The following is a 23,650-nucleotide window of genomic DNA, read 5'->3' as shown; positions in this document are numbered from 1 at the left end:
TGACGACCTGTGATGTGATGCGGCCTCCCCGTGGGCTGGCCGCCTCCGACTGGCTGTGATCTGATAGGCCGCAGCGGGGTGAGCGATGTACACAGAAGTTAACGGCGCGCGGCTTTATTTTGATGTGGATGGCGAAGGGCTGGCGCCGGAGGGCGCGTCCATGCGCCAAAAGCCGACGGTGGTGATGGTCCATGGCGGGCCAGGGGCGGATCACACGGTGTCAAAACCCTACTTCGGTCAGCTGACCGACATTGCGCAGGTGGTGTATTATGATCACCGGGGCAACGGGCGCAGCGCGGGCGATGATCCCAATGACTGGACACTGGCGCAATGGGGCGATGATCTGCGCGGACTTTGTGATGCCTTGGGCATTGAGCGCCCGATCGTGATTGGCACGTCCTTTGGCGGGTTTGTCACACTGTCATATGCCACGCGCCATCCCGGTCATGCGGCGGGTCTGGTGTTGATCTCCACCGCGGCGAAAGTGGATTTTGCCGACGTCTATGCCGCCTTTGAACGGTTGGGCGGCCCTGAGATTGCCAAGATCGCGCGGGAGTATTGGGAACAGCCGACAGAAGCGGGCAGGGCGCTTTACCGCGACCGCTGTGTGCCGCTCTATCAACGCAGCGCATCCACGTCCCAAGACTGGCTTTCCCGCATTCTTTGGCGCAACCAAACAGCGCTGCACTTTAACGGGCCGCATGCCGAGCACGGCGCGATGGATTTCCGACCGGCGCTTGCCCGCATTTCCTGTCCGGTTCTGTTGATGGCGGGTGAGGATGATCCGATCACCCCACCTGTGTTCTCAGATGTCATCGCGGATGGGCTGGACGCGGACCGAGTGACCTATCACCGCTACGCAGATTGTGGGCATGGAGTGGTCGCAGACAGGCCCAGCGACGCGCTGAGGGCCATGCGCGCCTTTATTGAGGGTTTGGGCTAAAGCGGCGTCTTCGGCCTTTGTAGGGCCTATGCTTTGCCTTCTGACAGGTCTTGCAGGACGGCCATGGCATCAGCCTCGCGTCCGTTTGGCACAAACAGGTGGTCATGGAAAAAGCCGGAAACGGGGTTCACGCCCATGTCGTGCTGCGCCAAAGCCGTGGCGATGCATGCCATGAAACCCACCGCCTCAAGGGAGGAGTGGATGTTGAGGGTGATCATTCTGCAGGGAAATTCATAAGCCAGCCCCAGTGCTGTGGCCTCTGATTGCAGCATGATGAGGGTTGTGCCCTCTGCCTCTTGAAAAGTCATGCGCGGGGCAATGCCCGTGGGCACCTGATCCGGCGCTGCCGTCACAAAGACATAGACCCCATCGACAAGCTCTGCCGACAGCGATCTGATCAATTTATCGAGGTTCGTCTCACCGGCCATCGTTCTTGCCCTGTCTTGTTGCGCCCACAAAGGTGATCGCGCCATAGGGGGACTGTGGCGCGCATGGTAGGGTCACGTGGGGCGACGTTTTGGTCTATACGCGCCCGCAGTTTGCGGGGTTACGCCACCGCGTGACTGATGGCGCATTGTTTCCACAAGTGGCTCAGCGCGTCGACCAGATAAGCGATGTCTTTATCGGTGTGCAGGGGTGAGGGGGTAAAGCGCAAACGCTCTGTCCCTTTGGGCACGGTGGGATAGTTGATGGGCTGCACGTAAATCGCCCATTCCTCCATCAAGTAGTCGGCCAGCATCCGGGTTTTGACCGGATCTTTGATCATCACGGGGATGATGTGGCTTTCGTTCATCATGTGGGGAATTCCCGCGAGGTCGAGCAGCTTGCGCATCTTGGCGACCTGCTCTTTTTGGCGGTCCCGTTCCACGCAGCTTTGCTTGAGATGCATGATGGAGGCCCGCGCCGCTGCTGCCACCGCAGGGGGCAGGGCGGTGGTAAAGATAAAGCCGGAGGCGAAGCTGCGGATGAAATCACACAGGGCTGCGGAGCCGGTGATATAGCCGCCGACCACGCCAAAGGCTTTGCCCAGCGTGCCTTCGATCAGGGTGATGCGGTCTGCCAGGCCTTCGCGTTCGGACACGCCGCCACCGCGTGGGCCGTACATGCCCACGGCGTGCACCTCATCAAGGTATGTCATGGCACCGTATTTTTCGGCCACCTCAACAATTTCGCGCATCGGGCAGATGTCACCATCCATGGAATAGACGGATTCGAAAGCGACAATTTTAGGGACATTGGCGGGCAGGGCGGCCAGCTTGGCCTCCAGGTCGGCCACATCGTTGTGTTTCCAGATCACCTTTTGCGCTTTGGAATGGCGGATGCCTTCGATCATAGAGGCATGGTTGCCCGCGTCCGACAGGATCACGCAGTTCTCCAACCGGCTACCCAGACAGGACAAAGCCGCCCAGTTAGAGACGTATCCAGAGGTAAAGAGCAGCGCGCTTTCTTTGCCGTGCAGGTCGGCCAATTCGGCCTCCAGCAGCAGGTGATCGTGGTTGGTGCCAGAGATGTTGCGCGTGCCGCCCGCACCGGTGCCGGTGCGCTGCACCGCTTCGCACATGGCGTCGATCACCACAGGGTTCTGGCCCATGCCCAGATAGTCGTTCGAGCACCAGACAGTCACATCCCGCTTTTCGCCGTCCACATGGTTGGCGGCACGGGGAAACTTGCCGCATTTACGCTCTAACTCAGCGAAATAGCGATAGTTACCCTCTTCCTTCAATTGGTCGATTTGGGCTTGAAAGAGCGCATCAAAGTTCATGGGTCTTGTCCTTGGATAGTGTCCTGGGGCCTCTGGCAGCATCCAGCGCCAGAGTTTGGCATCAGGCAGCGGCACCACCATCAACCAATGTTCAAGCGTGGCGAGAGCCGCCAGCGCGGTGAGAAGGGCAAAGCCGGTCAGGGCCTGCGGTGAGGGCGCCGATACCATGCGTTCGGCAAAACAGGCGGCGGTGATCGACAGGAACGTCACGCCTAAGGGGAAGGCCAGGGTGATTGGGCCCTGGCGGAAATAGCTTTTGAGGTGCTCCAGCGGTTTGGGCACAAATTCGGTGTTGATGCGCGGTACGCCGAAAAAGAGGTTCAGCTTGGCAGAAATTCGCGCGACAAAGAGGATGAGGTAGGACCAGAAGGCCACCGTGTTCTCAGCGCCGCGAGTGATGTTCAGGATCACCAAGAGCGCCAGCAAAAGCAGCACCTCATGATGGCTGACCGTGTGCCAGGCGCGGGCGAAACGGGCCTGACCGGTGAGGCCCGCAGGGCAGGGGCGACGCTCAGGTCCGGTGATGACGCCAGCGAGGAACGCCAGTTCGATCCAGCCCCAGACCAGCAGAGTGCTGATGAAGGCGATATAGACATTTGCCGTGGTCAGGGCCCCGGCAGAGAGGATGATGCCTGCCGCCCCCAGCGCAAAGAGCGGGATCGACAGAAAGACATTGCGGCCATGGGCCACGGTGTCGCCCCCATCGGCGCGGCGCACGACCAGCAGGATCGCACCGGTGAAAAACCACCAGGCGAAAACTGCGATCAAGGCTGCGGTCCAGGGGGACGACATAGCGGTTCCTTAGTAGGCCGGTTGTAGGCGGGGGCTGTCCGGCACCTCATTTGGGATGGCGGGGATGGTGTAGAGGCTGACAAAGGCCTTGGCGGCTTTGGCCATGCCGGTGACCCGGCTGATCATGCCGCCCACACCGCCGCGTTTCTTGGCGGCATCAATCTGGCGGCTTGCGGCCTCCATCAGATCCAGGTTCTTGCGCCAGCGCGGATGGTCGATGTCCAGTGTCATCGGAAAGACCTGCTTGGAGATCTCGGACGTCTTGCGGAATACTTCCTGGCCGTACCAGGTGGTGTCCACCCCAAGCGCGTCATGGAACACGGGGCGCTGGTGGTCGCGTACCCACATGGTGGAATAGACGGCCGTCAAAAAGAACTTGATCCACAGCTTGTTGGTGAAGGATTCCGTCAGCTTAGGGTCTGTTTTCATCAGCAAGGCAAAGGCTTCGCCATGGCTGAACTCATCATTGCACCACTCACGGAACCATTTGAAAATCGGGTGAAACCGATGCTCTGGATGCGCCTCAAGATGGCGGAAGATCGTGATATAGCGGGCATAGCCGATCTTTTCGCTGAGGTAGGTGGCATAGTAGATGAACTTGGGCCGGAAGTAGGTGTATTTTTTCTGTTGCGTCAGAAAGCCAAGGTTCACACGGATGCCCGCCTCGCGCAGAGCGTCGTTGATGAAACCGGCGTGCCGCGCCTCATCCCGGGCCATGAGCTGAAACAGGGTGGTGATATCTTCATTCGCACCGCGCCGCTTCATTTCTTTATACAGCACACAGCCTGAGAATTCCGCCGTGCAGGACGAGATCAGGAAGTCGATGAATTCGGCCTTGAGCGCAGGTTCCATCCCGTCCCAATCGACATCATCCCAATCTTCGTTTTTCTTGAAATGCCCCTGATTAGGATCTGCTTTCATCGCGTTGATGAGAACATCCCATTCGTCGCGGACGGGCGACACATCAATGGCGTCCATTTCATCAAAGTCGGTGGTGTAGAACCGCGGCGTCAGCAGGGTGTTCTGCATCGCCACCTGCGTGGCTTCCTCGGAGGTGGTGACAGCGTTGTCCAACGCGTCCTGTGCGGCGAGCGCCTCTTCTGCGGTTTTGGCAAAGGCGGAATGGGTTGGGGCGTTCATGACAGCACCTCTTCGGAGAAGGAAAATTCGCAGAGTTCCATGAATTCGAAGTCCCCGGTCATGCGGGTCCAAAGCTGTTCCAGCTTGCTGGCGCGGGTGATCGTGGCGGTGCGGGTCTCTTCGACAACCTCACCGTAGGGGGCCATGATCTCTTCCCCGTGCACCAGGACGGAATCGCCGGGATAGACGACGGCGCCGTTGTTGAATTTCACATGTGCCGACAGTTCTTCGAACCTGTGGCTGATGGTGACGGTGCAGGGGGCCGTCTCTTTGCTGCGGGTCAGTAGTCCCATGGTGGTGTCCCTTTCATGGTTCAATCAAGCAGCCTGGCGAAAGCTGCGATATTGTCCGCGCCGTAGCCCACAAGTTCGATGGACCAGTTTGTGGCGGGGTCGATAATGGCGGTGTGGCCGTTTTCGCGGCGCACAAGTTGGAGGGCAGGGTTGCCCGCGATGCCGCGCAACATGCGCTCGCGGTTGATGCCGACCCAGATGACGTCGATAAAGCCCGCGCGGTTTTCGCGGGAAAAGGCGATCTCAGCGCCGCTGGCATCCAGGACGCGCACCCCGTCGTTGCGGGTGCCTTCCAGGGTGATCATCCGTTCCGCCACGATGGCCGATGGCGCGGGCACGCCGCGCAGTGGCTGATCGGTGAGACGGGCAAAGGCCACGATGGCCAAAGACGCGGCCATCAGGCCGAACATCGCAATGACAAGGATGCGGGGGACCATTTCGCGGTCGCGCATCTTCATCTGGTTGGCAAGCGAGGATGTGGGGTGGCTCATGTCACTTACTCCGCTGCAATCGCATCGCCCGTGGGGGCGGACCGGGTGATTTTGGGTTCAGCCACGCGCGCCTCAGCGGCGTCAGCGAAAATCTGCGCAACGGTGGCCACATTCGGGATCGACCGCAGCGCCGGCTCGGTGCGGGCAAAGCGCCAGGGCGCGCGTGCGGCCAGGTCATCAGATAGGACAGGCGCGTCTCACCCATCAGCTCAAACGCGAGGGTGCCATGGCCGGATTTGCGGGTGTGCACGGTGGCATTGGCGATCTGCACGTAAGGTAGGTTCAGCGTCATGGTCAGGGCAGCACCGATGCGCAAAGCCACGCGTTTGTTGGTCAGGGTGTAGATGGTGCTGCGCGCCTGGACGACGGCAAGCCCGTAAAGGATCAGCCCCGTTACGATGCCAGCAAGGAGGAAGGGCACGCCGTGGGCCAGGGCTGATCCGATTGGCAGGGTCGTGGAGGACACCCCCACGCGCCAAACTGCCAACACCAGGAAATAGCCAAGCACCCAGTTCAATTTCCACGCGTCCTTTGCCAAACGGAGGCTGTTTGGCCGACCTTGCCACAGAATGTGTTCCCCTTTGGGGAGCGCTTCGGGCAGGCCGGGGACGGGTTCGAATTTGAAGTCATCGTGGTGCATGGCAGTCATCCCTAAGGTGGTTTCCGGGCCGATGGCTGGTCGGCCCAGAGGTGGGTTAGATCACAGGCTCTTCGCGCTTTGGATCGGCGTACATGGTGCCGCCGCCGAAGTAGGCCATGATCTTTTCCTCTTCGAGCAGCGTGATTTCGGCGTCCCCTTTGATGGTTGGGATGCCGTCCACATTGTGCTGATAAAGCGAGCGGATCTTGACGTGGTTCGATTTGATCCGCGCAAAGTTCATCGGGATCAGGCGGTGTTTGCCGGACCCTTCGGGGTTCACGTCCATGACCAGATAGCGGACCATCTGTTCAGGCACGTCCACCCACATATCGACGATGCGGCCAACAACTTCGCCGTCCCCTGTCATCACCGGCATGCCCTGCGGGTCGCGCCCGGCTGAGACGGAGAATTCCTCCAGCTTGGACAGCGGCTGGATCTTGGCATGGCCGTGGGCATCCAGTTCCGGCACGTCGCGGCGCGGCGCCCATGAGGCCGGGCCAACGCCGTCCATCATCGGATCACCCGTGGGCACAAAAGGCGAGCCTTCGGCCTTGGAGGTACGCTGCAGCGCCAGAACGGGGCGATCAGGGTGCTGACCTGAGGGGACCGTCACCTCACCCCGGCCGTGGGGCAGGATAAAGGTTTTGTCCTTTGGCACCGGGAAGGGGCCTTGGTTTGGGGCGGGCTGGCCATCGTCTGTTTCTAGTGGATAGCCTTCGCGCATGTTTTCGGTTTGCAGGTAGTAAATCAGCCCTGCGAAAAAGATGTAGAATAACCAGATCGCCGCTGATGCGAGATCAAAGTTACCGAAGAATTCGACGCCTACCATTTAAGCCTCCGTGGTCTGCTGGGTTCGGTTAGGTTGGAAAATCGGCAAGGCCCAAGGGCTGTGCCGGGGTTTCAGTGAGCGGGCGCGCCCGGACCAACGGTCCCAGCGCGATGAGCGTGGCAAAGAGCAAGCAAATCTCGATGTGATAAACGACGGAATAGCCCGTCGTGGCGGAGCGCAGCGCCTCACCCAGGGCACCGTTTTGGGCCGCGACGTTGATCACATCGCGCAGCGCGCCGCCCATGAAGATGGACAGCCCCGCCGCCGTGGCCTGTGCCGCGCCCCAAGCGCCCAGGGCCAGGCCTTTGCCAGCGGTCCCTTGGGTTTCCAGCGCCATCGCAGAGGTGAGCGTGGCCACCGCAAAAAGCCCGCCGCCCAGGCCGATGCCAAAGGCACCCGCAAAAAACAGCACGCCCGAATTCATCGGCGCGGCAAAGATGACCGCAGAAAAGGCGATCAGCCCGGCCAGCAGCCCCCGTGCCGCCATGCGGTGAGGGTTGATGGCGGTTTTCAGCCAGCGCGCGGCCAGGCCAAAGCCCAAGAGCGCGCCCACCGCCCACATCGCCGTCAAAAGCGTGGTGGCAGAGACCGACAGCCCCAGAATTTCGCCGCCGTAAGGTTCAAGCAGGACGTCCTGCATGTTGAAGGCCAAGGTGCCCAGAAAGACGACCACCAGCAGCCGGGTGGCGGTGGTGTCTTGGGTCAGATCGGCCCAGGCATCGCGGAACTGCGGGCGCGGGGCGGCGCGTTCCTCTTTGCTCATGGGGGCGACTTTTTCTTGTTTCCACAGCGCCACGAGGTTCAGCAACAGCGTGACAACCGCCGCACCTTGCACCACTTGTACCAGACGTAAGGCGCTGAAATCACGCAATAATGTTCCGATAAGGACAGCGGACACGCCCATGCCCACCAGGAACATCACATACAGCAGCGCCACCACTTGCGGCCGGGTTTCATCGCTGGCGCGGTCAGCAGCGAGGGCCAGACCGGCGGTCTGGGTCATATGCATGCCCAAGCCGGTGAGCAGGAAGGCCAGCGCCGCGCCCACTTCGCCTGCCCATTCGGGGCCTGCGACCTGATCGCCGGATAACACCAACAGGCCCATGGGCATGATGGCCAGCCCGCCAAATTGCCACAGCGATCCGAACCACAGGTAGGGGATGCGTTTCCACCCGATGGAAGAGCGGTAGGTGTCTGATTTGAACCCCAAGAGCGCCCGGAAAGGGGCGACCAGCACGGGGATGGCGATCATGATGGCCACGATGGTTGCGGCCACGCCCAGCTCCACGATCATCACGCGGTTGAGCGTGCCCAACAGCATCACAGAGGCCATGCCAACGCTGATCTGGAACAGCGACAGGCGCAAAAGCTGACCCAGAGGGAGCTGCGCGCTGACCGCATCTGAGAAGGGCAACATGCGCAGGCTGGCGTTCTTGATCTGGCTGCGGGTCAGGATCATGGGCGGAACTCCAAAGCGTTGGAGATGTAGAAGCCAGAGGTCACACGCTGCACGTCGCTCAAGCTGCCGGTTGTCAGCTTGCGCCGGATCTGGGCGGCGGTGTGGGGGATCATCGTGGGCGAACGATCCGATTTCGGGAACAGCTTGCCCGCATACCACATCGCCATCAGCAGCGGGGTGCGGGGGGCGACGGTAAAGACCATGCTGGCGGCCACACGCGGGGCAAGGCCCCCGAGGATCTCGGCAATGTCCTGCGCGGTGTAGTAAATCAGGCTGTCCATGGCGACGATGTGGTCAAAGTTGCCAAGGCTTGGGTCCAGCATGTCGCCCGCCCGGAACGTCAGCTTGTCATGCAGCATGTTCGGCGTGCGTTTACGCGCGATTTCAACCAGTTGAGGCGAGATGTCGATGCCCAAGACATCGGCGCCACGCTCTGCCAGCTCATGGGCCAAGGCCCCGGTGCCACAGCCCGCATCCAAAATCCGCATGCCGCGCAGATCGGTGGGCAGTTGGTTGAGGATCAGCGCCCGCATTGCATCGCGGCCCGCGCGCACGGTGGCGCGGATGCCAGAGACCGGCGCGTCAGAGGTCAACCGCTCCCATGTTTTGGTGGCGGTACGGTCAAAGTAATGCTCAACCCGGTTGCGGGTCTTGGCATAATCGTCGGAGATCACCCCCCTCAGCGGTCTGCGCCTCAGACAGCCCAACAGGCGCCGCCCCCGCAGGGGAAGTCGCGCTTAGCCTTTGGTGTTGGGCGGTGTCAGCCATTAATCAAATCCCAAAAGCTCAAAGATTTCGCGGTCAGGCAGCGGGGCAGGGGCCAAAGGCTCCGTTCCGTTCCACAGTGTCTCTGCCAGGCGGATGTATTCCTTTTGAACCGCGGCGATGTCGTCATCGAGGTCCATTTCAAACAGGGTCTTTTTCTTGAGCCGCGAGCGGCGGATCGCATCCAGATCGGGCATATGCGCGATGCGGTTAAAGCCAACCGTCTTGCAGTAGCGGTCCACCTCATCCGTCTCGCGTGAGCGGTTGGCCACGCAGCCGGCCAGGCGCACCTTGTAGTTGCTGGACTTGGCCTGCACGGCCGCAATGATGCGGTTCATCGCATAGATGCTGTCAAAATCATTGGCCGTGACGATCAACGCCCGATCCGCGTGCTGCAGCGGGGCGGCAAAGCCACCACAGACCACATCGCCCAGCACGTCAAAGATCACCACATCGGTGTCTTCCAACAGGTGGTGCTGTTTGAGCAGTTTCACCGTCTGGCCCACGACATAGCCACCACAGCCGGTGCCCGCAGGTGGGCCGCCCGCCTCAACACATTTGACGCCGTTGAACCCTTCGAAAACGAAATCCTCCGCGCGCAGCTCTTCGGGGTGGAAATCCACCTCCTTCAGAATGTCGATGACGGTGGGCACCAGCGAACCGGTGAGGGTGAAGGTGCTGTCATGTTTGGGGTCGCACCCGATCTGCAGCACGCGTTTGCCCAGTTTGGAAAACGCAGCTGACAGGTTGGATGAGGTCGTGGATTTGCCAATCCCGCCCTTGCCATAGACCGAAAACACCTTGGCCCCTTCGATTTTCATCGACGAATCCCGGTGCACCTGCACGGAACCTTCGCCGTCTTGTCCCTTGAGGCTTGGAATTCCCTTATCAAGTGGGCTCATGATGTTGTCCTTTCAGGGGTCATTCGGCTGCAATGCCCTCTAGTTGATCTTCGATGGCGTCGGCTGCGGATTGCAGCGCGGCGAGCGTTTCGGCGTCTGGTTGCCAATAGTCACGATCCGAGGCTTCCAGCAGGCGGTTGGCCATGCGCATAGAGGCTTGCGGGTTCAGATCAGCGAGCCGCTGGCGCATGGCGTCATCCAACACAAAGGTCTCAGACAGGCGCTGATAGACCCAAGGTTCCACCTTGCCGGTGGTCGCAGACCAGCCCACGGTATTGGTGATGCTGGCCTCAATCTGGCGCACCCCTTCGTGGCCGTGTTTGAGAAGCGGTTCATAGAATTTCGGGTTCAGATTGCGGGCGCGGGTTTCCAGCGCCACCTGATCTTCGAGGGTGCGTACCGTTGCCGAGCCCCGTGTCTGATCGCCGATATAGACCGGCGTGGCATCCGTGCCCTTGGCGCGTTTCACCGCAGAGGCGATGCCGCCCAGCGTATCAAAGTAGTGATCCACCGTGGTCACGCCCAACTCGACGGATTCGAGGTTTTGATAGGCCAGATCCACATTGGCGAGCGTGTCTTGCAGCAGTTCGGCCTGTGCGCTTGCCTCGCCATCGGTGCCGTAGGCAAAGGATTTGCGCGCCTGGTAGGCATCGGCCAGATCGGCGTCATCCTCAAAGGCGGAGCTGTCCACCAATTGGTTCACATTGGAGCCATAGGCCCCTTCGGCATTGGAAAAGACCCGCAGCGCGGCGGTTTTTAGATCGCAGCCATTGGTGGCCATAAAGGCCAGCGCATGTTGGCGAATGGGGTTCAGTGCCTCGGGTTCATCAGCGGCGGCGCATTGATACGCGGCATCGGCCAGCAGTTTGGTCTGCAAGGGCAGCAGATCGCGGAAAATGCCAGAGAGGGTCATCACCACATCGACACGTGCGCGGCCCAACTCGGCCAGCGGTATCAGATCAGCGCCGCAGAGGCGGCCGTGGCTGTCAAACCGTGGACGCGCGCCCATCAGCGCCAGCGCCTGGCCAATCGGCCCGCCGCCGGATTTGATGTTGTCACTGCCCCAAAGCACCAAAGCCACGCTGCGCGGCAAGGTCTTATGCGTCTCAATCAGCGCTTCGGCCTGAGCGGCGCCGTCTTGCATGGCAAAGGCGGTGGGCATGCGGAAGGGATCAAAGGCGTGGATGTTGCGGCCCGTGGGCAGGATTTCAGGCGCGCGGATCACATCGCCACCCGGCACAGGGGCGATGTATTGTCCGTTGAGCGCGCGCATAAGCGCGGGCAGCTCATGATCCTGCGCAAGGTTGGCCGCGGCGGCGGCGCGGTCTTCTTCGCTGTCAAAGCTCATCAGACCGAGCAGATCCGCGCGCTGCTCTGCCTCCAGTGTCTTGCCTACGATGTGCAGACCGTCGGGGATCAGCGCCTCTTCGGTCTCAAGCAGTTTGAGCCAGAGGGTATCGGCATCCTCAGCCTCAAGGTTCACCGCCTCTGCCTGGGCGGCGATCAGCGCGCGCATCTCATCGCGGCTGGGATCACCGGGGGGCAGGGCGCGGAAACGTTGCAGGCTGTCTTTGAGATCAGCCAAGCCACGGTAAAGCCCCGCCGATTGCAGTGGCGGTGTCAGATGCGTGACCGTCACCGCATTGCTGCGCCGCTTGGCCAGCGTCGCCTCGGATGGGTTGTTGGCGGCATAAAGGTAGACGTTGGGCATCTGCCCCATCAAACGGTCGGGCCAATCGGCACCGGACAGCCCGTTCTGCTTGCCGGGCATGAACTCCAACGCGCCGTGCATCCCGAAATGCAGCACCGCGTCCGCCTCAAAATCATGTTTGAGGTATTGGTAAAAGGCGTTGAACGCATGGGTCGGGGCAAAGCCACGCTCAAAGAGCAGGCGCATCGGATCGCCCTCATAGCCAAAGCCCGGCTGTACGCCGACAAAGACGCGGCCAAACTGCGCGCCCAGCACAAACACCTCGCGCCCGTTGGATTGCACACGGCCCGGGGCGGGGCCCCAGGTTGCCTCAATCTCATCCAGCCAGGGGGTGCGCGCCACGATCTGATCTGCCGTGACGCGGGCGGCGACATTGGCCTCTTGGCCCAGTGTCTTGGCGTTGCCGTTTAAAACGATCTCGCGCAATTCATCGACTGAGGCGGGGGTGACGTCATACCCCTCGGCCTGCAAACGGTTCAACGTGTTGAAAAGGCTTTCAAATACGCTGAGGTAGGCGGCAGTGCCCACAGCACCCGCATTGGGCGGAAAGCCAAAAAGCACGATGGCAAGGTTCTTGTCCGCATTGCTCTTGCGCCGCAAGCTGGCCATCCTGTGGGCCTTTTCGGCCAGGGCCTCAATCCGTTCCACGCAAGGGGCCATGGCTTTGACATCGCCCTCTGCAGCGCAGCGATGCGCGCAGCCGTCGCAGCCTTCCGCACCATGGCGGCCAGCAAAGACGGTGGGATTGGTCGCGCCGTCCAGTTCGGGCAGCGCGATAAGCATGGTGGATTCAATCGGGCTGAGCCCCTGATCGCCCCGCGCCCATTGCTGCAGCGTTTGGAATTCCAAGGGCTGTGCGGTCAGATAAGGCACGTCAAGCTGGGACAACGCAGCAATCGCGCCTGCGTTGTCATTATAGGCCGGCCCGCCCACCAAAGAGAACCCGGTGAGAGAGACCAAAGCATCCACACCGCCAAAATAAGCATCCATCGCGGGCCGCCCATCGAGGCCCCCCGCAAAAGCAGGGATCACGCGCAGGCCGCGCGCCTCAAAGCTGCGGATCACATGGGCGTAATGGGCGGTATCGCCTGCCAAAATATAGCTGCGCAGCATCAGAATGCCCACGGTTGGGCCATCGCCGCGCTGTGGCAGATCGCTTAGGTCCGTGGTGATGCCAGTGCCGGGTAGATCGGGGTGATAAAGCCCAACATCGGGGTATTCGACGGGCAGATCAGCATGGGTGCCGCGCCATTCGGGCCGGTTGGCATAACGTGAGATCAGGAACCGCACGAGGCTTTCGATGTTCTCATCCGAGCCGCCCAGCCAATATTGCATCGACAGGAACCAGGCGCGCAGATCCTGGCTTTTGCCGGGAATGAGGCGCAGCAGCTTGGGCAAACGGCGCAGCATCTTCATCTGGCCTGCACCAGAGGCCCCGGATTTGCTGGCAGGCTTGAGCTTTTTCAAAAGCGCCATGGCCCCGGACGCGGGGCGGGACATGTCCAGATCGCCCATGCGGGTCAGCTGCACGATTTCTTGATCTGCGATGATGCCCACCATGGCATCACAGGTGTCGCGGCGTGCTTTCAAATCGGGCAGGATGGCTTTGATGTGGTCTTCTAAGAAGATCACGGATGACACCACGATATCAGCCTGGGCGACGTCCGATTTGGTTGCGGCCAATGCACTGGGGTCTTTTTCCCATTCAGCGGCGGCATGGATGTGCACCTGCAGACCGGGAAAATCCTGCGCCAGGCGCGGGGCCACACGGGCAGCAGGCCCGGCGGCGTGCCGGTCAAGCGTCAGAAGCACCACGCGATAGGGGTTATGGGTTACATCATCGCGCAAAATGAGCCTTTGCTTCGTAAAGCGTATCCAGTGAGATTTCGTTCAAGCCCTGATCGCTGGCGAACTTTTCTGTGTTGCGCCGGGCCTTGCCACGCACAAAGAAAGGGATCTTCTTTAATTCGCGCTCGGCCTGATCCAGCCAAATCACCTCGCCCGTCTTCATCTTTCCATTATCGCTCCGGGGGACATCGGCCTCTGGCCGATGGGGGCTGGCCCCCCTGCCTCCAGTGCCACGGGCGCATGGCCGCCGTGATGTGATGGGCCTGCTGCGTCGTGAAATTCAAAATCCTCGCGGAACATGTGCAACAGATGCTCTTCAAGCCCCATCACCAGCGGGTGGATCCAGGTGTCAAAGATTACATTGGCCCCTTCAAACCCCATCTGGGGCGAATAGCGGGCGGGGAAATCCTGCACATGCACAGGCGCGGAAATGACCGCGCAGGGAATGCCCAGGCGCTTGCCGATGTGACGCTCCATCTGGGTGCCCAGGATCATTTCGGGTTGCAGCGCTTCAATGGCGCGCTCAACCTCAAGGTAGTCATCCGTGATCAGCGGCTCGACGCCGAACTCTTTGGCCAGCGCGCGCACGGGGCGGGCAAATTCGCGGTTGTAGCAGCCCAGGCCCGCCACTTCGAAGCCCATTTCGTCCCGCGCCACCCGGGCGGCGGTTTGCACATGGGTGCCATCGCCAAAGATAAAGACGCGTTTACCGGTCAGATAGGTGCTGTCGACGCTGCGCGACCACCAGGTTTGGCGCAGGCCGCGGTCATCAATCGGTGCGGTGCTGCCAGAAAGCGCGCGGACCTCTTCGATGAAATCGCGCGTGGCGTTCACACCGATGGGGATGGTCTTGGTAAAGGGCTGATCGAAGCTGCGTTCACAGAACCGCGCGGCTTGTTCACCGGTTTCAGGATAGAGCAGCACGTTGAAATGAGCCTGGCCGAGCTTGGCGATGTCCGAAGGGCTGGCGCCCATGGGGGCGGCAACGTTCACTTCGATCCCCAGCTCATACAGCAGGTTGGTGATTTCCTGAACGTCATCGCGGTGACGGAATCCCAGGGCGGTGGGGCCCAGGATATTGCAGCTTACCCGTTCTGTTTTGGCCATGGGTTTGGCAAGGTGGCGGACGATCTGAAAAAACGTCTCATCCGCGCCGAAGTTTTCTTTGCGTTGGTAGCTGGGCAGTTCCAGCGGGATCACCGGTATGGGTAGGCCCATGGTTTCGGCCAGACCGCCGGGATCATCCTGGATGAGCTCCGCAGTGCAAGAGGCACCGACGATGATCGCCTCAGGCTTGAACCGGTCATAGGCGTCTTGGCAGGCCTGTTTGAACAGGCCAGCGGTATCGCTGCCCAGATCGCGCGCCTGGAAGGTTGTATAGGTCACGGGCGGGCGGTGGTCGCGCCGTTCGATCATGGTGAACAGCAAATCGGCATAGGTGTCGCCCTGGGGCGCATGCAGCACATAATGCAGGTTCTTCATGCCGGTGGCGACGCGCATGGCGCCGACGTGGGGCGGGCCTTCGTATGTCCAGACGGTGAGTTTCATGTCTGGCGTTCCTTTGTGTGGAAAACGCCGGACCGGGGCGCGGCCCCGGACCCCGGAGGTGTAGAGGAAAGATGAAGCTGGGGTGTCATTCGGCCGCGACCTCCGCCTTGGGGGTGAGGATGGATTTGCGGCGCAGGGGGCGGGCAAAGAGCGCGGCCAGATCCCCGGCTTGTTCGTAGAAATGCACCGGGGTGAAGACCAATTCGATGGCCCATTTGGTGGAGAGACCTTCCGCCTCAAGCGGGTTAGCAAGGCCCGGGCCACAGACCGTCAGGTCAGGGGCAGCAGCGCGGCAGCGGTCGAGTTGCAGATCGACGTCCTGGCCTTCGGAGATTTGAGGGCCTTGGGGCAGCAGATCAAGGTCGGGGCCGTGGATGGCGTCGTGGATATAGGGCATGCCGACTTCGATCGCGCTCATCCCGCATTCGCGGGTGAGGAAGCGGGCCAATGGTACTTCGAGTTGGCTGTCGGGGAAGAAGAAGACCGAACGGTCGTTCAATGGTTTGGCGGCCTGGGCGATGGCGGCGCGGGCGCGGCGGCGGGGGGCCTCTGTCACCTCTGAAAAGCGTTCTTTTGAGACGCCAAATTCCGCTGCGATGGCGGCAAGCCAGGCGGTTGTGCCTTCTTCGCCGAAGGGGAAGGGGGCCGCCAGATGGCGGGCACCGCGGCGTTCCAGAGCGGCGTGGGTTTCGCCCAAGAAAGGCTGGGTGAGGGCAAAAACGGTATTCGGTCCCACGCCCATCTCAGCCTCAACCGAGCGGGCGGGCAGGACACGGATAGGGCCCACGCCGAGACCCTCAAGCAAGGACAGCATCTGGTCTTCGACCACATCGGGCAGGGCCCCTACCACCAAAAGCTCGCGCGCTTGGGTTTCGGGCAGCACGGGCACCATCGCAGCAAGGCAGGCGTCTTCGCCTTGGGTAAATGTCGTTTCAATCCCTGAGCCGGAGTATTCCAGCACGCGCACTTTGGGCGCGAATTTTTGCGTCAGCCGTTCGGCGGCACGGCTGAGATCAAGCTTGATGACCTCAGAGGGGCAGGAGCCCACAAGAAAGAGCTGGCGAATGTCCGGGCGCCGTTCCAGAAGGGCATCCACGGTCTTGTCCAGTTCCGCATGGGCGTCGTTCAGGCCCGCCAGATCGGATTCTTCCAGAATCGCTGTGCCGAATCGTGGTTCGGCGAAAATCATAACGCCCGCAGCACTTTGCAGCAGGTGCGCGCAGGTGCGTGATCCGACCACGAGAAAGAACGCGTCCTGGATTTTGCGGTGTAGCCAGATAATGCCGGTCAAGCCGCAGAACACCTCGCGCTGCCCGCGTTCTTTGAGCACGGGGGCAGTGCGGCAACCCAAGGCAGGAGGGGGGCAAATTGGTCGGTCATAGTGCGGCCTCCGCTTGCAGACGGGCGGCGCGCAATTTCCAGACGAACTGGCCTGCGTTGATCACATAGGCACCGTAGGCTGCCAGCGCGATCAGCATCAGCGTCATCGGGGCCATGTCCGTCCAGAATAATCCAAAGATATAAAGGGTATGCAGGGCGATGACCGCAAAGCTAAAGACATCTTCCCAAAAGAAGGCGGGGGCAAAAAGCCATTGGCCAAACACCACTTTTTCCCAGATCGCACCGGTGATCATGATGAGGTACAAAAAGCCGGTTTTGACCACGATTGACGCGCTGGCCAGATCATAGCCCGCGCCCGTCGCCAGATAGCGAAACACAAGCCCCAAAGAGATCAGGAACACCAAGAACTGAACAGGGGCCAGAACCCCCTGGACAAGGGTCCAAGGGCTTTCATCCCGGCGCTGCTTTTGCGCTGGTGTGTAGAGCAATTTGTGGGGCTGTGCGGTGCCGCCGATGCCAGACATGGCTCCCCCTTGGCTGGTGTTTCTTAGGAAAATCTGGCAGGAAGCGGTGAAACTGTCAACTTGCATTTACAGCTTTTGGTTTTCTAATAGTGACAGGCATCGCCCTTTTTTCCTTATAAAAAAGAGGCATTTCTCTTGCCCCGCTCTAATTGTGTCAATAATATTTGACATTGATCAGGGCGTCAGAGACGATGTTGGTGTTTTCTGCCTTATCCTCCTGTGCGCACTGTCAGGGAGACAGTTATGCCACCAACCCATCGCAGTTCATCGACCGCTCCTCGTGATGAGGTGGGCAGGGTGGTGCTGCGCGCGATGGAAATGGTGGTGGAGCCCATGGTTGCCGCCCCCAAAAAGCCGATGGCCCATCCGCAACACGTGGATAGCATGGCGCGGGCTGTCCTGGGTGCGGAGCCGCAGCTGTTGCGCGGGGTTGTGGATGAGATGCGGGCAGAAAACATCACAGCGCTTGAGATTGCAGAAGTATACGTGCCCGCGGTGGCCCAATTCCTGGGCCAAGGGTGGGTTTGTGATGAGCTTGATTTTGCCGCCGTAACGATCGGTGCGGCGCGCTTGCAATCCATGCTGCGGTATCTGGAATTTGAGAGCTCTTATGCCACACCGCGGGCGGTCGGCTTTCTGGTGGGCGTGCCAGAGGGCGTGCAGCACACGCTGGGGGCTTCTGTGCTGGCCGCGCAGTTGCGGCAGAGGGGCTATTCAGTGCACCTGGATCTGACGTTGACGCCTGAGCGGTTGGCCGAGCAGATGCGCAAAGAGCACTATGGCGGCATTCTCTTGTCTGCCTCTGGGGCGGCGCACCTTGAATCTTGTCGGAAACTGGTGGATCATTTACGCAAAGAAAGCCGGAACACGCCGGTAATTCTCGGCGGAACGCTTCTGGAACAGGTCAACGATATAAAAAGCCTCACTGGTGTAGATCTCGTGACATCGGATGTCGGCGAAGCTTTGGCGTTTTGCGGCGAGCCCGCGAAAACGCATGCGTCCAAGCCCGTAAGCGAGAATGAAGGGCAGGGTGCAGGCGTATGATGTCTCAGGGCGAAATGACGTGGACCAGTGGTCTGATCCCGATGATCGAGCCGGAGATCGTCACAGAAATTATCTCTCGGATTGCTGACCTTGCGCTGGTGATTTCAAGCACAGGCACGGTGTTGGGCGTGCTGAGCAATCCAAACTCACGGCTGCAATACAACTTCTCCCGGTGGGAGGGGCAGCCCTTGAATGCGCAGCTCACTGTTGAATCGGTGCCAAAGTTCGAAGAACGGCTGGCGGCGTTTCTGGCTCAGGAAGAAGAGATTGTTCGCCCGGTTGAGCTGAACCACACCGCAACCGAAGATCAGCAGGAATTCCCGATCCGCTACAGTTTTCACCGGATTGGGACGGATGGTGCTGTGTTGATGCTGGGCCAGGATTTGCGCCCCGTGGCGGAGATGCAGCAGCAATTGGTCGCGGCCCAGATTGCGCTTGAGAAAGATTATGAGACCCAGCGGGAATATGACACCCGGCTGCGCGTCTTGATGAGCAGTTCCCGGGAAGGGGTGCTGTATGTCTCGGCAGGCACGGGCGAGATTACCGATGCCAACCCCTCTGCCGCGCAAATGCTGGGCACGTTGCGCAATGATCTTTTGGGGCGCAAGCTTTGGGATGTTGTGCAGCTGAACGGTGCGGCGAGCCTGCTGGATGATCTGACCCAGGCTGCAGCCGCCCAGACCAGCAATGAAGTGCGCATCAAGAACAACGCGGGCCGCGAGCTTGTCCTGCGGCCTACGGTGTTCCGCGCGACGGGTGAGCAGATGATGCTGTGCCAGCTTAGCGATGCGCGGGGGGACGCGCTGCGCTCTGATGCGCTGGAAGAACAGCTGGCGGGTTTGTTTGAGCGGGGTGCCGATGGCATTGTGTTCATCACCAAGGCCGGCAATGTGCTGAGCGCGAATGACGCGTTTCTGCGGCTCACAGATGTGGTGCAGGCCGCTGTCATCAAAGGGCGCAATATCACGGATTTCCTGGGCCGCGGCTCCGTCGATCTGAACGTGATCTGCGAAAACGCCACGCGCACGGGTGCAATGCGCCTTTACGCTACCCGCGTGATCGGAGAGCACGGGGCCGAGATCCCGGTTGAGATTGCCACGACCATGCTGAGCGGAGGGCAGGACCAGGTGTTTGCCCTGGTAATCCGCGACGCCAGCCGCGCCGAAATGGTGCGCAAGTCCAGCCAGCAGATCACGGATGTGGACATGCGTTCGGTCATTGAGCTGATCGGCAGCCAGACCCTGAAGGGGATCGTGGCCAAGACCACCGATGTGATTGAGAAAATGTGCATCGAGACAGCGGTTGAGCTGACATCAAACAACCGGGTCGCTGCGGCAGAGATGCTGGGGCTGTCGCGCCAGTCGCTTTATGTGAAGCTGCGCAAGTATGATCTGCTTAAGAAAGAGCCGGATGAGTGACGGCTGATACACGTGTAATCAGAGTTATGTTGAATAGTGAATTTGGAGACTTTGCATAATATCTCGTTATTTGGGGGTAATAATGCAATAAAAACAGTATCTTGAGTTTTTGAAGTAACCTCAAACGCAACACCGCTTGTTGACCCACCAAAACGGTCGGATGACCGCTGTGAGCTCAAACCCCCCAAATGCTGCAGATGACACGAACGGCTGTTTTGGCGTTCGTCTGGCTATGCCGCTCGACCGGAGAAAACGACACTGGGCATAGGCAATTTAAAAACTCCCTCCGAAAGATACGGCGCTGTCACCTTGTCGACGTCTTTCTGAATTGTCTTCCGAACATCCTGTTCCTGACGTTCCAAGATAAGTGGCACGCGAACACCGAACTTCATGAAGAAATCGAAAAAGCTTGGACCCGGAGCGTGCAGAACATTCTCGACGACTTCGGATTTGATGTCCGTAAAACCTACGCGTCTCATCATCTCAGAAACATTTGCTTCATCGGAGAGGATGTACGCGTTTGGTGCAGGGTCAGCACGCGACATATCAGCATGTTTTCCCAAGACTTCGAACAAGAGCCGGTAGCAATCAGAACGGTCAGGTCCGAGCCATTGGCTGAACACAAATCTTCCATTCGGCTTGAGAACACGCTTTGCCTCGGACATGGCCTTCTCTGGGTCGGTGACGTGAAACAAAACTATGTTGCTTAGGACTGCGTCGAGCGTTTCGTCCGGCATAGGCAAATCCTCGACATCGGCCACGGCGAAATCGATATCTGGGAACCGACTTTTCGCCTGCTCTACCATTCCTTCCGAGAAGTCGATGCCTTCGACGTCTGCACCAAGGAGTTTTGCACTCGCTGCGACAAAGCCAGGTCCGCAACCTGCATCCAGCACTTTTGCACCGGGGAACAGTCTGGCGTGATCCAAAAGCTTCGGGATAGTCTGAAGTGTCGCGCGTGCAGTAGCGTCGCCGTATATTTGCGCGCGTTTTGACCAACCGTCGCGTTCGCCTTCTCTAAATGCCGAATAATCCATAAAATCTCCACTAGTGCGAGGGACGACAACACATTGCTTCGATGGTTGGCAACACCTAAGCGGACCTTGAACATTTGGTCGGCAGAGTCCGCTTCGTCCGCAGAGCTGCCTTTGTGTCACCACCACCCTTGCCCCCAACACAACCTGAAGGACGTTCACATAAAACCTGTTCAGTGATGTTCTTGGTTCATTTGAGACAGGCAGATCAACTACAGGCTGTGCCTAAAACGGTGGTTTTTGGAAACCCCTAGTCCAGAACGTGTGGATAACAGCTTAGACCTTCCATAACCCCTGGCCAAAACCAATAGTGTTCCGGCAGGTTTTTGGTGCGATGACAGGCTTACCCCGCGCCCACCTCGTCAGCTACAGACACCGGCTTCGCAACCCACTACCCCCTCACAACTTCCCTTCCGCGATCCATTGATCCAACTGCTTCCGGCTGATCTCAAAATGCATGCTGTCTTCGCGGCGCCAGCTTGCGCCCCAGACCCAGCCTTCGGTGCGGAAAAAATCGGCCAGGATTGTCAGGCCCAATTGGGTTTTGCCATCGCCCAGCGTGTCGAGTTTGCCGTCGATGTTCAGATCCACCGCCAGGCCAAAGCTGTGGGTTGAGACGCGGTTGGTGGTGCCGCGGATGCGGCGGACGCAGAGGGCGCCCGCGGTGTTGATGCGGGCGTAGAGATCTGGATCGGTGATGCGCACGTTTTCAAACACGCGGGCCAGCGAATCCAACGCCGGTTGCAGCATGGTGACGCGGATGGGGCCGACCTGCTGGGTTTTGAGCTTGGATTTCAGCCTTGGATTGGTCATCGCCTCACAATTGTCGCTCAGGTTTTGGCGGGGCAGCCCCAGTTTTTCGGTCAGATACCGGCCACCCGCAATTTCCAGCCCTTTGTTCACGTTGCGCCGGTCGGCAATCAGAACAACCTGGGCATAAGCGTCGATAATGTCGTTTTCGCCGTTTTGCTCAAACACCTCCGACCCGTCGGTCTGCGGTTGCTGGTTGAGGGTTTGCCCAGGCAGCTGCGGTTGAAAGGCCGGGCGGCGGCGGACCTCTTGCCCCAGCGCTGACATGCCTTCGCGGATGTCTTCCATGCGCAACCGGATATCTTCGACTTGCTGGTTCAGAACCTCAATCTCAATCCGCGCTTGAGAGTCGATCGCAGGGCCTGTGCCACCGTAGGATTGGTTCAGCATCATCGGCATCACGAACCATAGGATGGGGGCCAAAATAATCGCGAACGCGAGGATGAGGGCAGGAACAAGCCGCATGAATAATGTCTTTCTAAAATCAACTGAGCCAAAGCTCCGTTTTACCTTAGGCGAAAGACCTAAGCTGCGTCAAAACCGTTGTCGCACTGGACCGTGTCGTATAGCCTGACGCTATATCTTTTTATGAATCCCATTTTGAAAGGAGGCGTCATGACTTTCACCCGTGCCCTCACCGCAGGCAGCTTGGCTGGGTTGTTTGCATTTTTTGGACAGGCCGCAGTTGCGCAGAACGATCTGACCGCAGAAGAGATCAAGGATGCGTTTAACAAGCAAAAGACACGCGGCTTGGTGATTGTACCCTCGGACCAGACCGAGACGGCGACAGCGACGACAACCACACAGCAGCAGACTGAGGTGGTAGCTACAACACAGGAATATACAGCCGTTGATAAGGCGGATCAGATCAACCTCAAGATCGGGTTTGATTTTGACAGTGCCGCATTGCGCGACAATGAAAAGCCCAAGCTGGATGCGATGTGCGAAGCCATGAAGGCGGTTGATGTGGCGGTTTTCCAGATCATTGGCCACACCGACAGCTCCGGCTCAGCGGCCTATAACGAAAACCTGTCGCTTTTGCGGGCCAAGGAAGTGAAACGCCATCTGGTGTCCAGCTGCGGGATTGAAGAGAACCGGCTTGAGGCCATCGGGTTGGGCGAAAGCGCCCCGTTTGATACCAGTGATCCGCGCAGCGATGCTAATCGCCGGGTTGAGTTCCAGGCGCTTGGCTAAACATGGTACTGCAAGAAGCTGAGCGGGCAGGAGTGGTCTTATGACTGAGCCACGCCCCGGTGACGCGTTCCAGCCTGGTGACGTTCTCAATAACACCTACCGCATTGAGGCCCTGCTGGGCCGTGGCGGCACATCAGATGTCTACCGCGCCCGGAGTGAGATTTCGGGGCGGTTGGTAGCGATCAAGGTGCTGAAGTCTGAGTTTCTGGGAAATGACGACTATCTTGTGCTGATGACGCGCGAAGAAGAAATTCGTGAAGTGCGTCACGACGCGATTGTACGCTATTCTGAAAACCACCGCACCTCCGAAGGGTTGGTCTATCTTTTGATGGACTACATTGATGGGCCGGGCCTGGATCAAAAGCTAAAAGAAGGGCCCATGTCAGCGGAGGACCTTCTGGTTCTGTGCAAGCGCGTGGGCGAAGGTTTGCAGGCTGCCCATGACCGCAGCATCGTGCACCGCGATCTGTCGCCCGATAACATCCTGATGCGCGACAATGACCCCGCGCAGGCGGTGGTGATTGACTTTGGTATCGCCAAAGACACCAACCCGGGTGCGGAGACTATTGTTGGCAATGAATTTGCGGGCAAATACGCCTATGCGGCGCCAGAACAGCTGAGCGGTAAGACGGACGCGCGCTCAGACATTTATTCGCTGGGCGCACTTTTGTTGGCAAACTTCAGGGGCAAATCCCCCGATGTTGGTGCGAACCCGATGGAGGTTGTTCAGAAAAAGAACGACCCGCTTGATACCTCTGGTGTGCCAGAGCCGCTTAAAACGCTGCTTGATCGCATGACGGCACCCAAGCCTGAGGACCGTTTTCAATCCATGAAAGAGGTGCTGAGCTTTCTTGAAAAAGGACCATCAGCAGTCCCTGCCCCGGCTGCATCTGGTGGTGATGCAGATGCGTTGTCGGATGCGACCGTGGTGGTGCCGCGCGCAAAGCCGGCGGCTGATGATCTGGATGATCTGATCCCGGAACCAGCCAAGGAATTGCCCGCCGCCAAGCCACCTGCGGCGGACAAGGAGACCTCCAAAAAACCAGCCGCCGTGCCGAAAAAGTCATCTGGAGGCTCTGGCGGATTGATTGCGGCAGGCGCTGCTGTGGTCTTGATCGGGGCGGCGCTGCTGCATACTTTGGCGGATTGATCGGTGGCGGCG

At 59.6% G+C, this 23,650-nt stretch carries 20 protein-coding genes and 2 pseudogenes; 5 read left to right on the top strand and 17 right to left on the bottom strand.

All coding sequences use genetic code 11. The features are described from left to right. Positions 1-85 precede the first annotated feature (85 nt). Positions 86-943 carry an alpha/beta fold hydrolase gene (locus tag ACZ1HM_RS00415; RefSeq protein WP_472740456.1) on the top strand — a complete coding sequence of 286 codons (858 nt, stop codon included), beginning with the start codon at positions 86-88 and terminating at the stop codon, positions 941-943. Positions 944-969: 26 nt separating this feature from the next. On the opposite strand, the gene ACZ1HM_RS00410 is transcribed toward ACZ1HM_RS00415, so the two are convergent. The 15 genes and pseudogenes from ACZ1HM_RS00410 to bchF all read right to left on the bottom strand — a co-directional run bounded on the left by ACZ1HM_RS00410 (position 970) and on the right by bchF (position 16,988). Continuing rightward, entirely contained in the window at positions 970-1,371 is a 402-nt protein-coding gene (locus tag ACZ1HM_RS00410) for an ACT domain-containing protein (RefSeq protein ID WP_472740453.1), read from the bottom strand. 119 nt (positions 1,372-1,490) lie between these two features. After that, positions 1,491-2,705 carry a 5-aminolevulinate synthase gene (gene hemA / locus ACZ1HM_RS00405; protein ID WP_472740532.1) on the bottom strand — a complete coding sequence of 405 codons (1,215 nt, stop codon included), beginning with the start codon at positions 2,703-2,705 and terminating at the stop codon, positions 1,491-1,493. A gap of 39 nt (positions 2,706-2,744) precedes the next feature. Further along, positions 2,745-3,497: pseudogene (gene puhE / locus ACZ1HM_RS00400) on the bottom strand (putative photosynthetic complex assembly protein PuhE); the annotation flags it as partial. A 9-nt stretch (positions 3,498-3,506) separates the two neighbouring features. Next, a complete protein-coding gene (gene acsF / locus ACZ1HM_RS00395; protein WP_472740451.1) occupies positions 3,507-4,637 on the bottom strand; it encodes a magnesium-protoporphyrin IX monomethyl ester (oxidative) cyclase in 1,131 nt (376 codons plus the stop codon). Further along, positions 4,634-4,930, bottom strand: a complete 297-nt coding sequence (locus tag ACZ1HM_RS00390; RefSeq protein ID WP_472740449.1) for a hypothetical protein — start codon at positions 4,928-4,930, stop codon at positions 4,634-4,636. Before ACZ1HM_RS00390 ends, acsF begins: the two co-directional genes overlap by 4 nt. Positions 4,931-4,950: 20 nt before the next feature. Then, positions 4,951-5,421: a photosynthetic complex assembly protein PuhC gene (puhC, locus tag ACZ1HM_RS00385; RefSeq protein WP_472740447.1), complete on the bottom strand. Its 471-nt coding sequence runs from the start codon at positions 5,419-5,421 to the stop codon at positions 4,951-4,953. 1 nt (position 5,422) lies between these two features. Next, complete coding sequence (puhB, locus tag ACZ1HM_RS00380; protein WP_472740445.1) at positions 5,423-6,061, bottom strand: photosynthetic complex putative assembly protein PuhB; 639 nt, start codon at positions 6,059-6,061, stop codon at positions 5,423-5,425. Between the two features lie 55 nt (positions 6,062-6,116). Next, positions 6,117-6,890 (bottom strand): photosynthetic reaction center subunit H, encoded by a 774-nt coding sequence (gene puhA, locus ACZ1HM_RS00375; protein ID WP_472740443.1) that lies wholly within the window; start codon positions 6,888-6,890, stop codon positions 6,117-6,119. A 28-nt stretch (positions 6,891-6,918) separates the two neighbouring features. Then, positions 6,919-8,349 carry a PucC family protein gene (locus ACZ1HM_RS00370; protein ID WP_472740441.1) on the bottom strand — a complete coding sequence of 477 codons (1,431 nt, stop codon included), beginning with the start codon at positions 8,347-8,349 and terminating at the stop codon, positions 6,919-6,921. Beyond that, positions 8,346-9,023: a magnesium protoporphyrin IX methyltransferase gene (gene bchM, locus ACZ1HM_RS00365; protein WP_472740439.1), complete on the bottom strand. Its 678-nt coding sequence runs from the start codon at positions 9,021-9,023 to the stop codon at positions 8,346-8,348. The genes ACZ1HM_RS00370 and bchM overlap by 4 nt, the downstream gene beginning before the upstream one ends. 93 nt (positions 9,024-9,116) lie before the next feature. Then, entirely contained in the window at positions 9,117-10,016 is a 900-nt protein-coding gene (bchL, locus tag ACZ1HM_RS00360; protein WP_472740437.1) for a ferredoxin:protochlorophyllide reductase (ATP-dependent) iron-sulfur ATP-binding protein, read from the bottom strand. A 19-nt stretch (positions 10,017-10,035) separates the two neighbouring features. Further along, entirely contained in the window at positions 10,036-13,575 is a 3,540-nt protein-coding gene (locus tag ACZ1HM_RS00355) for a magnesium chelatase subunit H (protein ID WP_472740436.1), read from the bottom strand. Further along, positions 13,565-15,123 (bottom strand): annotated as a pseudogene (gene bchB, locus ACZ1HM_RS00350) (ferredoxin:protochlorophyllide reductase (ATP-dependent) subunit B). The gene ACZ1HM_RS00355 and the pseudogene bchB overlap by 11 nt, the downstream one beginning before the upstream one ends. Before the next feature lie 85 nt (positions 15,124-15,208). Beyond that, positions 15,209-16,492, bottom strand: a complete 1,284-nt coding sequence (locus ACZ1HM_RS00345; protein WP_472740530.1) for a ferredoxin:protochlorophyllide reductase (ATP-dependent) subunit N — start codon at positions 16,490-16,492, stop codon at positions 15,209-15,211. A 7-nt stretch (positions 16,493-16,499) separates the two neighbouring features. Then, on the bottom strand, positions 16,500-16,988 hold the full coding sequence (gene bchF / locus ACZ1HM_RS00340) for a 2-vinyl bacteriochlorophyllide hydratase (protein WP_472740434.1): 489 nt from the start codon (positions 16,986-16,988) through the stop codon (positions 16,500-16,502). Between the two features lie 243 nt (positions 16,989-17,231). Between bchF and ACZ1HM_RS00335 the strand changes: the two genes are divergently transcribed. Together ACZ1HM_RS00335 and ppsR are read left to right on the top strand one after the other, a co-directional pair. Continuing rightward, positions 17,232-18,032: a cobalamin B12-binding domain-containing protein gene (locus ACZ1HM_RS00335; protein ID WP_472740432.1), complete on the top strand. Its 801-nt coding sequence runs from the start codon at positions 17,232-17,234 to the stop codon at positions 18,030-18,032. Continuing rightward, positions 18,029-19,450: a transcriptional regulator PpsR gene (gene ppsR / locus ACZ1HM_RS00330; RefSeq protein ID WP_472740430.1), complete on the top strand. Its 1,422-nt coding sequence runs from the start codon at positions 18,029-18,031 to the stop codon at positions 19,448-19,450. Before ACZ1HM_RS00335 ends, ppsR begins: the two co-directional genes overlap by 4 nt. Before the next feature lie 230 nt (positions 19,451-19,680). Here the strand turns inward: ppsR and ACZ1HM_RS00325 are convergent, their stop codons facing one another. Both ACZ1HM_RS00325 and ACZ1HM_RS00320 read right to left on the bottom strand, forming a co-directional pair. Further along, on the bottom strand, positions 19,681-20,487 hold the full coding sequence (locus ACZ1HM_RS00325) for a class I SAM-dependent methyltransferase (protein WP_472740428.1): 807 nt from the start codon (positions 20,485-20,487) through the stop codon (positions 19,681-19,683). Positions 20,488-20,883: 396 nt separating this feature from the next. Next, a complete protein-coding gene (locus ACZ1HM_RS00320; RefSeq protein ID WP_472740427.1) occupies positions 20,884-21,759 on the bottom strand; it encodes a M15 family metallopeptidase in 876 nt (291 codons plus the stop codon). 150 nt (positions 21,760-21,909) lie between these two features. Between ACZ1HM_RS00320 and ACZ1HM_RS00315 the strand changes: the two genes are divergently transcribed. Together ACZ1HM_RS00315 and ACZ1HM_RS00310 are read left to right on the top strand one after the other, a co-directional pair. Continuing rightward, the gene (locus ACZ1HM_RS00315; protein ID WP_472740425.1) at positions 21,910-22,488 is read left to right on the top strand and encodes an OmpA family protein; all 579 of its coding nucleotides are present in this window, start codon (positions 21,910-21,912) and stop codon (positions 22,486-22,488) included. 40 nt (positions 22,489-22,528) lie between these two features. Next, the gene (locus ACZ1HM_RS00310) at positions 22,529-23,638 is read left to right on the top strand and encodes a serine/threonine-protein kinase (protein WP_472740423.1); all 1,110 of its coding nucleotides are present in this window, start codon (positions 22,529-22,531) and stop codon (positions 23,636-23,638) included. The last annotated feature ends 12 nt before the right edge of the window (positions 23,639-23,650 follow it).

It is taken from the genome of Sulfitobacter sp. GN1-4, assembly GCF_055693825.1.
This window is presented reverse-complemented; position numbering and strand designations above follow the sequence as displayed.

Coding starts and splice junctions, on each gene's coding strand:
- puhB (WP_472740445.1), bottom strand. CDS start 6,061: ATGCACCACGATGACTTCAAATTCGAACCCGTCCCCGGCCTGCCCGAA.
- puhC (WP_472740447.1), bottom strand. CDS start 5,421: ATGAGCCACCCCACATCCTCGCTTGCCAACCAGATGAAGATGCGCGAC.
- ppsR (WP_472740430.1), top strand. CDS start 18,029: ATGATGTCTCAGGGCGAAATGACGTGGACCAGTGGTCTGATCCCGATG.
- hemA (WP_472740532.1), bottom strand. CDS start 2,705: ATGAACTTTGATGCGCTCTTTCAAGCCCAAATCGACCAATTGAAGGAA.
- ACZ1HM_RS00370 (WP_472740441.1), bottom strand. CDS start 8,349: ATGATCCTGACCCGCAGCCAGATCAAGAACGCCAGCCTGCGCATGTTG.
- ACZ1HM_RS00410 (WP_472740453.1), bottom strand. CDS start 1,371: ATGGCCGGTGAGACGAACCTCGATAAATTGATCAGATCGCTGTCGGCA.
- ACZ1HM_RS00325 (WP_472740428.1), bottom strand. CDS start 20,487: ATGGATTATTCGGCATTTAGAGAAGGCGAACGCGACGGTTGGTCAAAA.
- puhA (WP_472740443.1), bottom strand. CDS start 6,890: ATGGTAGGCGTCGAATTCTTCGGTAACTTTGATCTCGCATCAGCGGCG.
- ACZ1HM_RS00315 (WP_472740425.1), top strand. CDS start 21,910: ATGACTTTCACCCGTGCCCTCACCGCAGGCAGCTTGGCTGGGTTGTTT.
- acsF (WP_472740451.1), bottom strand. CDS start 4,637: ATGAACGCCCCAACCCATTCCGCCTTTGCCAAAACCGCAGAAGAGGCG.
- ACZ1HM_RS00415 (WP_472740456.1), top strand. CDS start 86: ATGTACACAGAAGTTAACGGCGCGCGGCTTTATTTTGATGTGGATGGC.
- bchL (WP_472740437.1), bottom strand. CDS start 10,016: ATGAGCCCACTTGATAAGGGAATTCCAAGCCTCAAGGGACAAGACGGC.
- ACZ1HM_RS00310 (WP_472740423.1), top strand. CDS start 22,529: ATGACTGAGCCACGCCCCGGTGACGCGTTCCAGCCTGGTGACGTTCTC.
- ACZ1HM_RS00390 (WP_472740449.1), bottom strand. CDS start 4,930: ATGGGACTACTGACCCGCAGCAAAGAGACGGCCCCCTGCACCGTCACC.
- bchF (WP_472740434.1), bottom strand. CDS start 16,988: ATGTCTGGCATCGGCGGCACCGCACAGCCCCACAAATTGCTCTACACA.
- ACZ1HM_RS00335 (WP_472740432.1), top strand. CDS start 17,232: ATGCCACCAACCCATCGCAGTTCATCGACCGCTCCTCGTGATGAGGTG.
- ACZ1HM_RS00320 (WP_472740427.1), bottom strand. CDS start 21,759: ATGCGGCTTGTTCCTGCCCTCATCCTCGCGTTCGCGATTATTTTGGCC.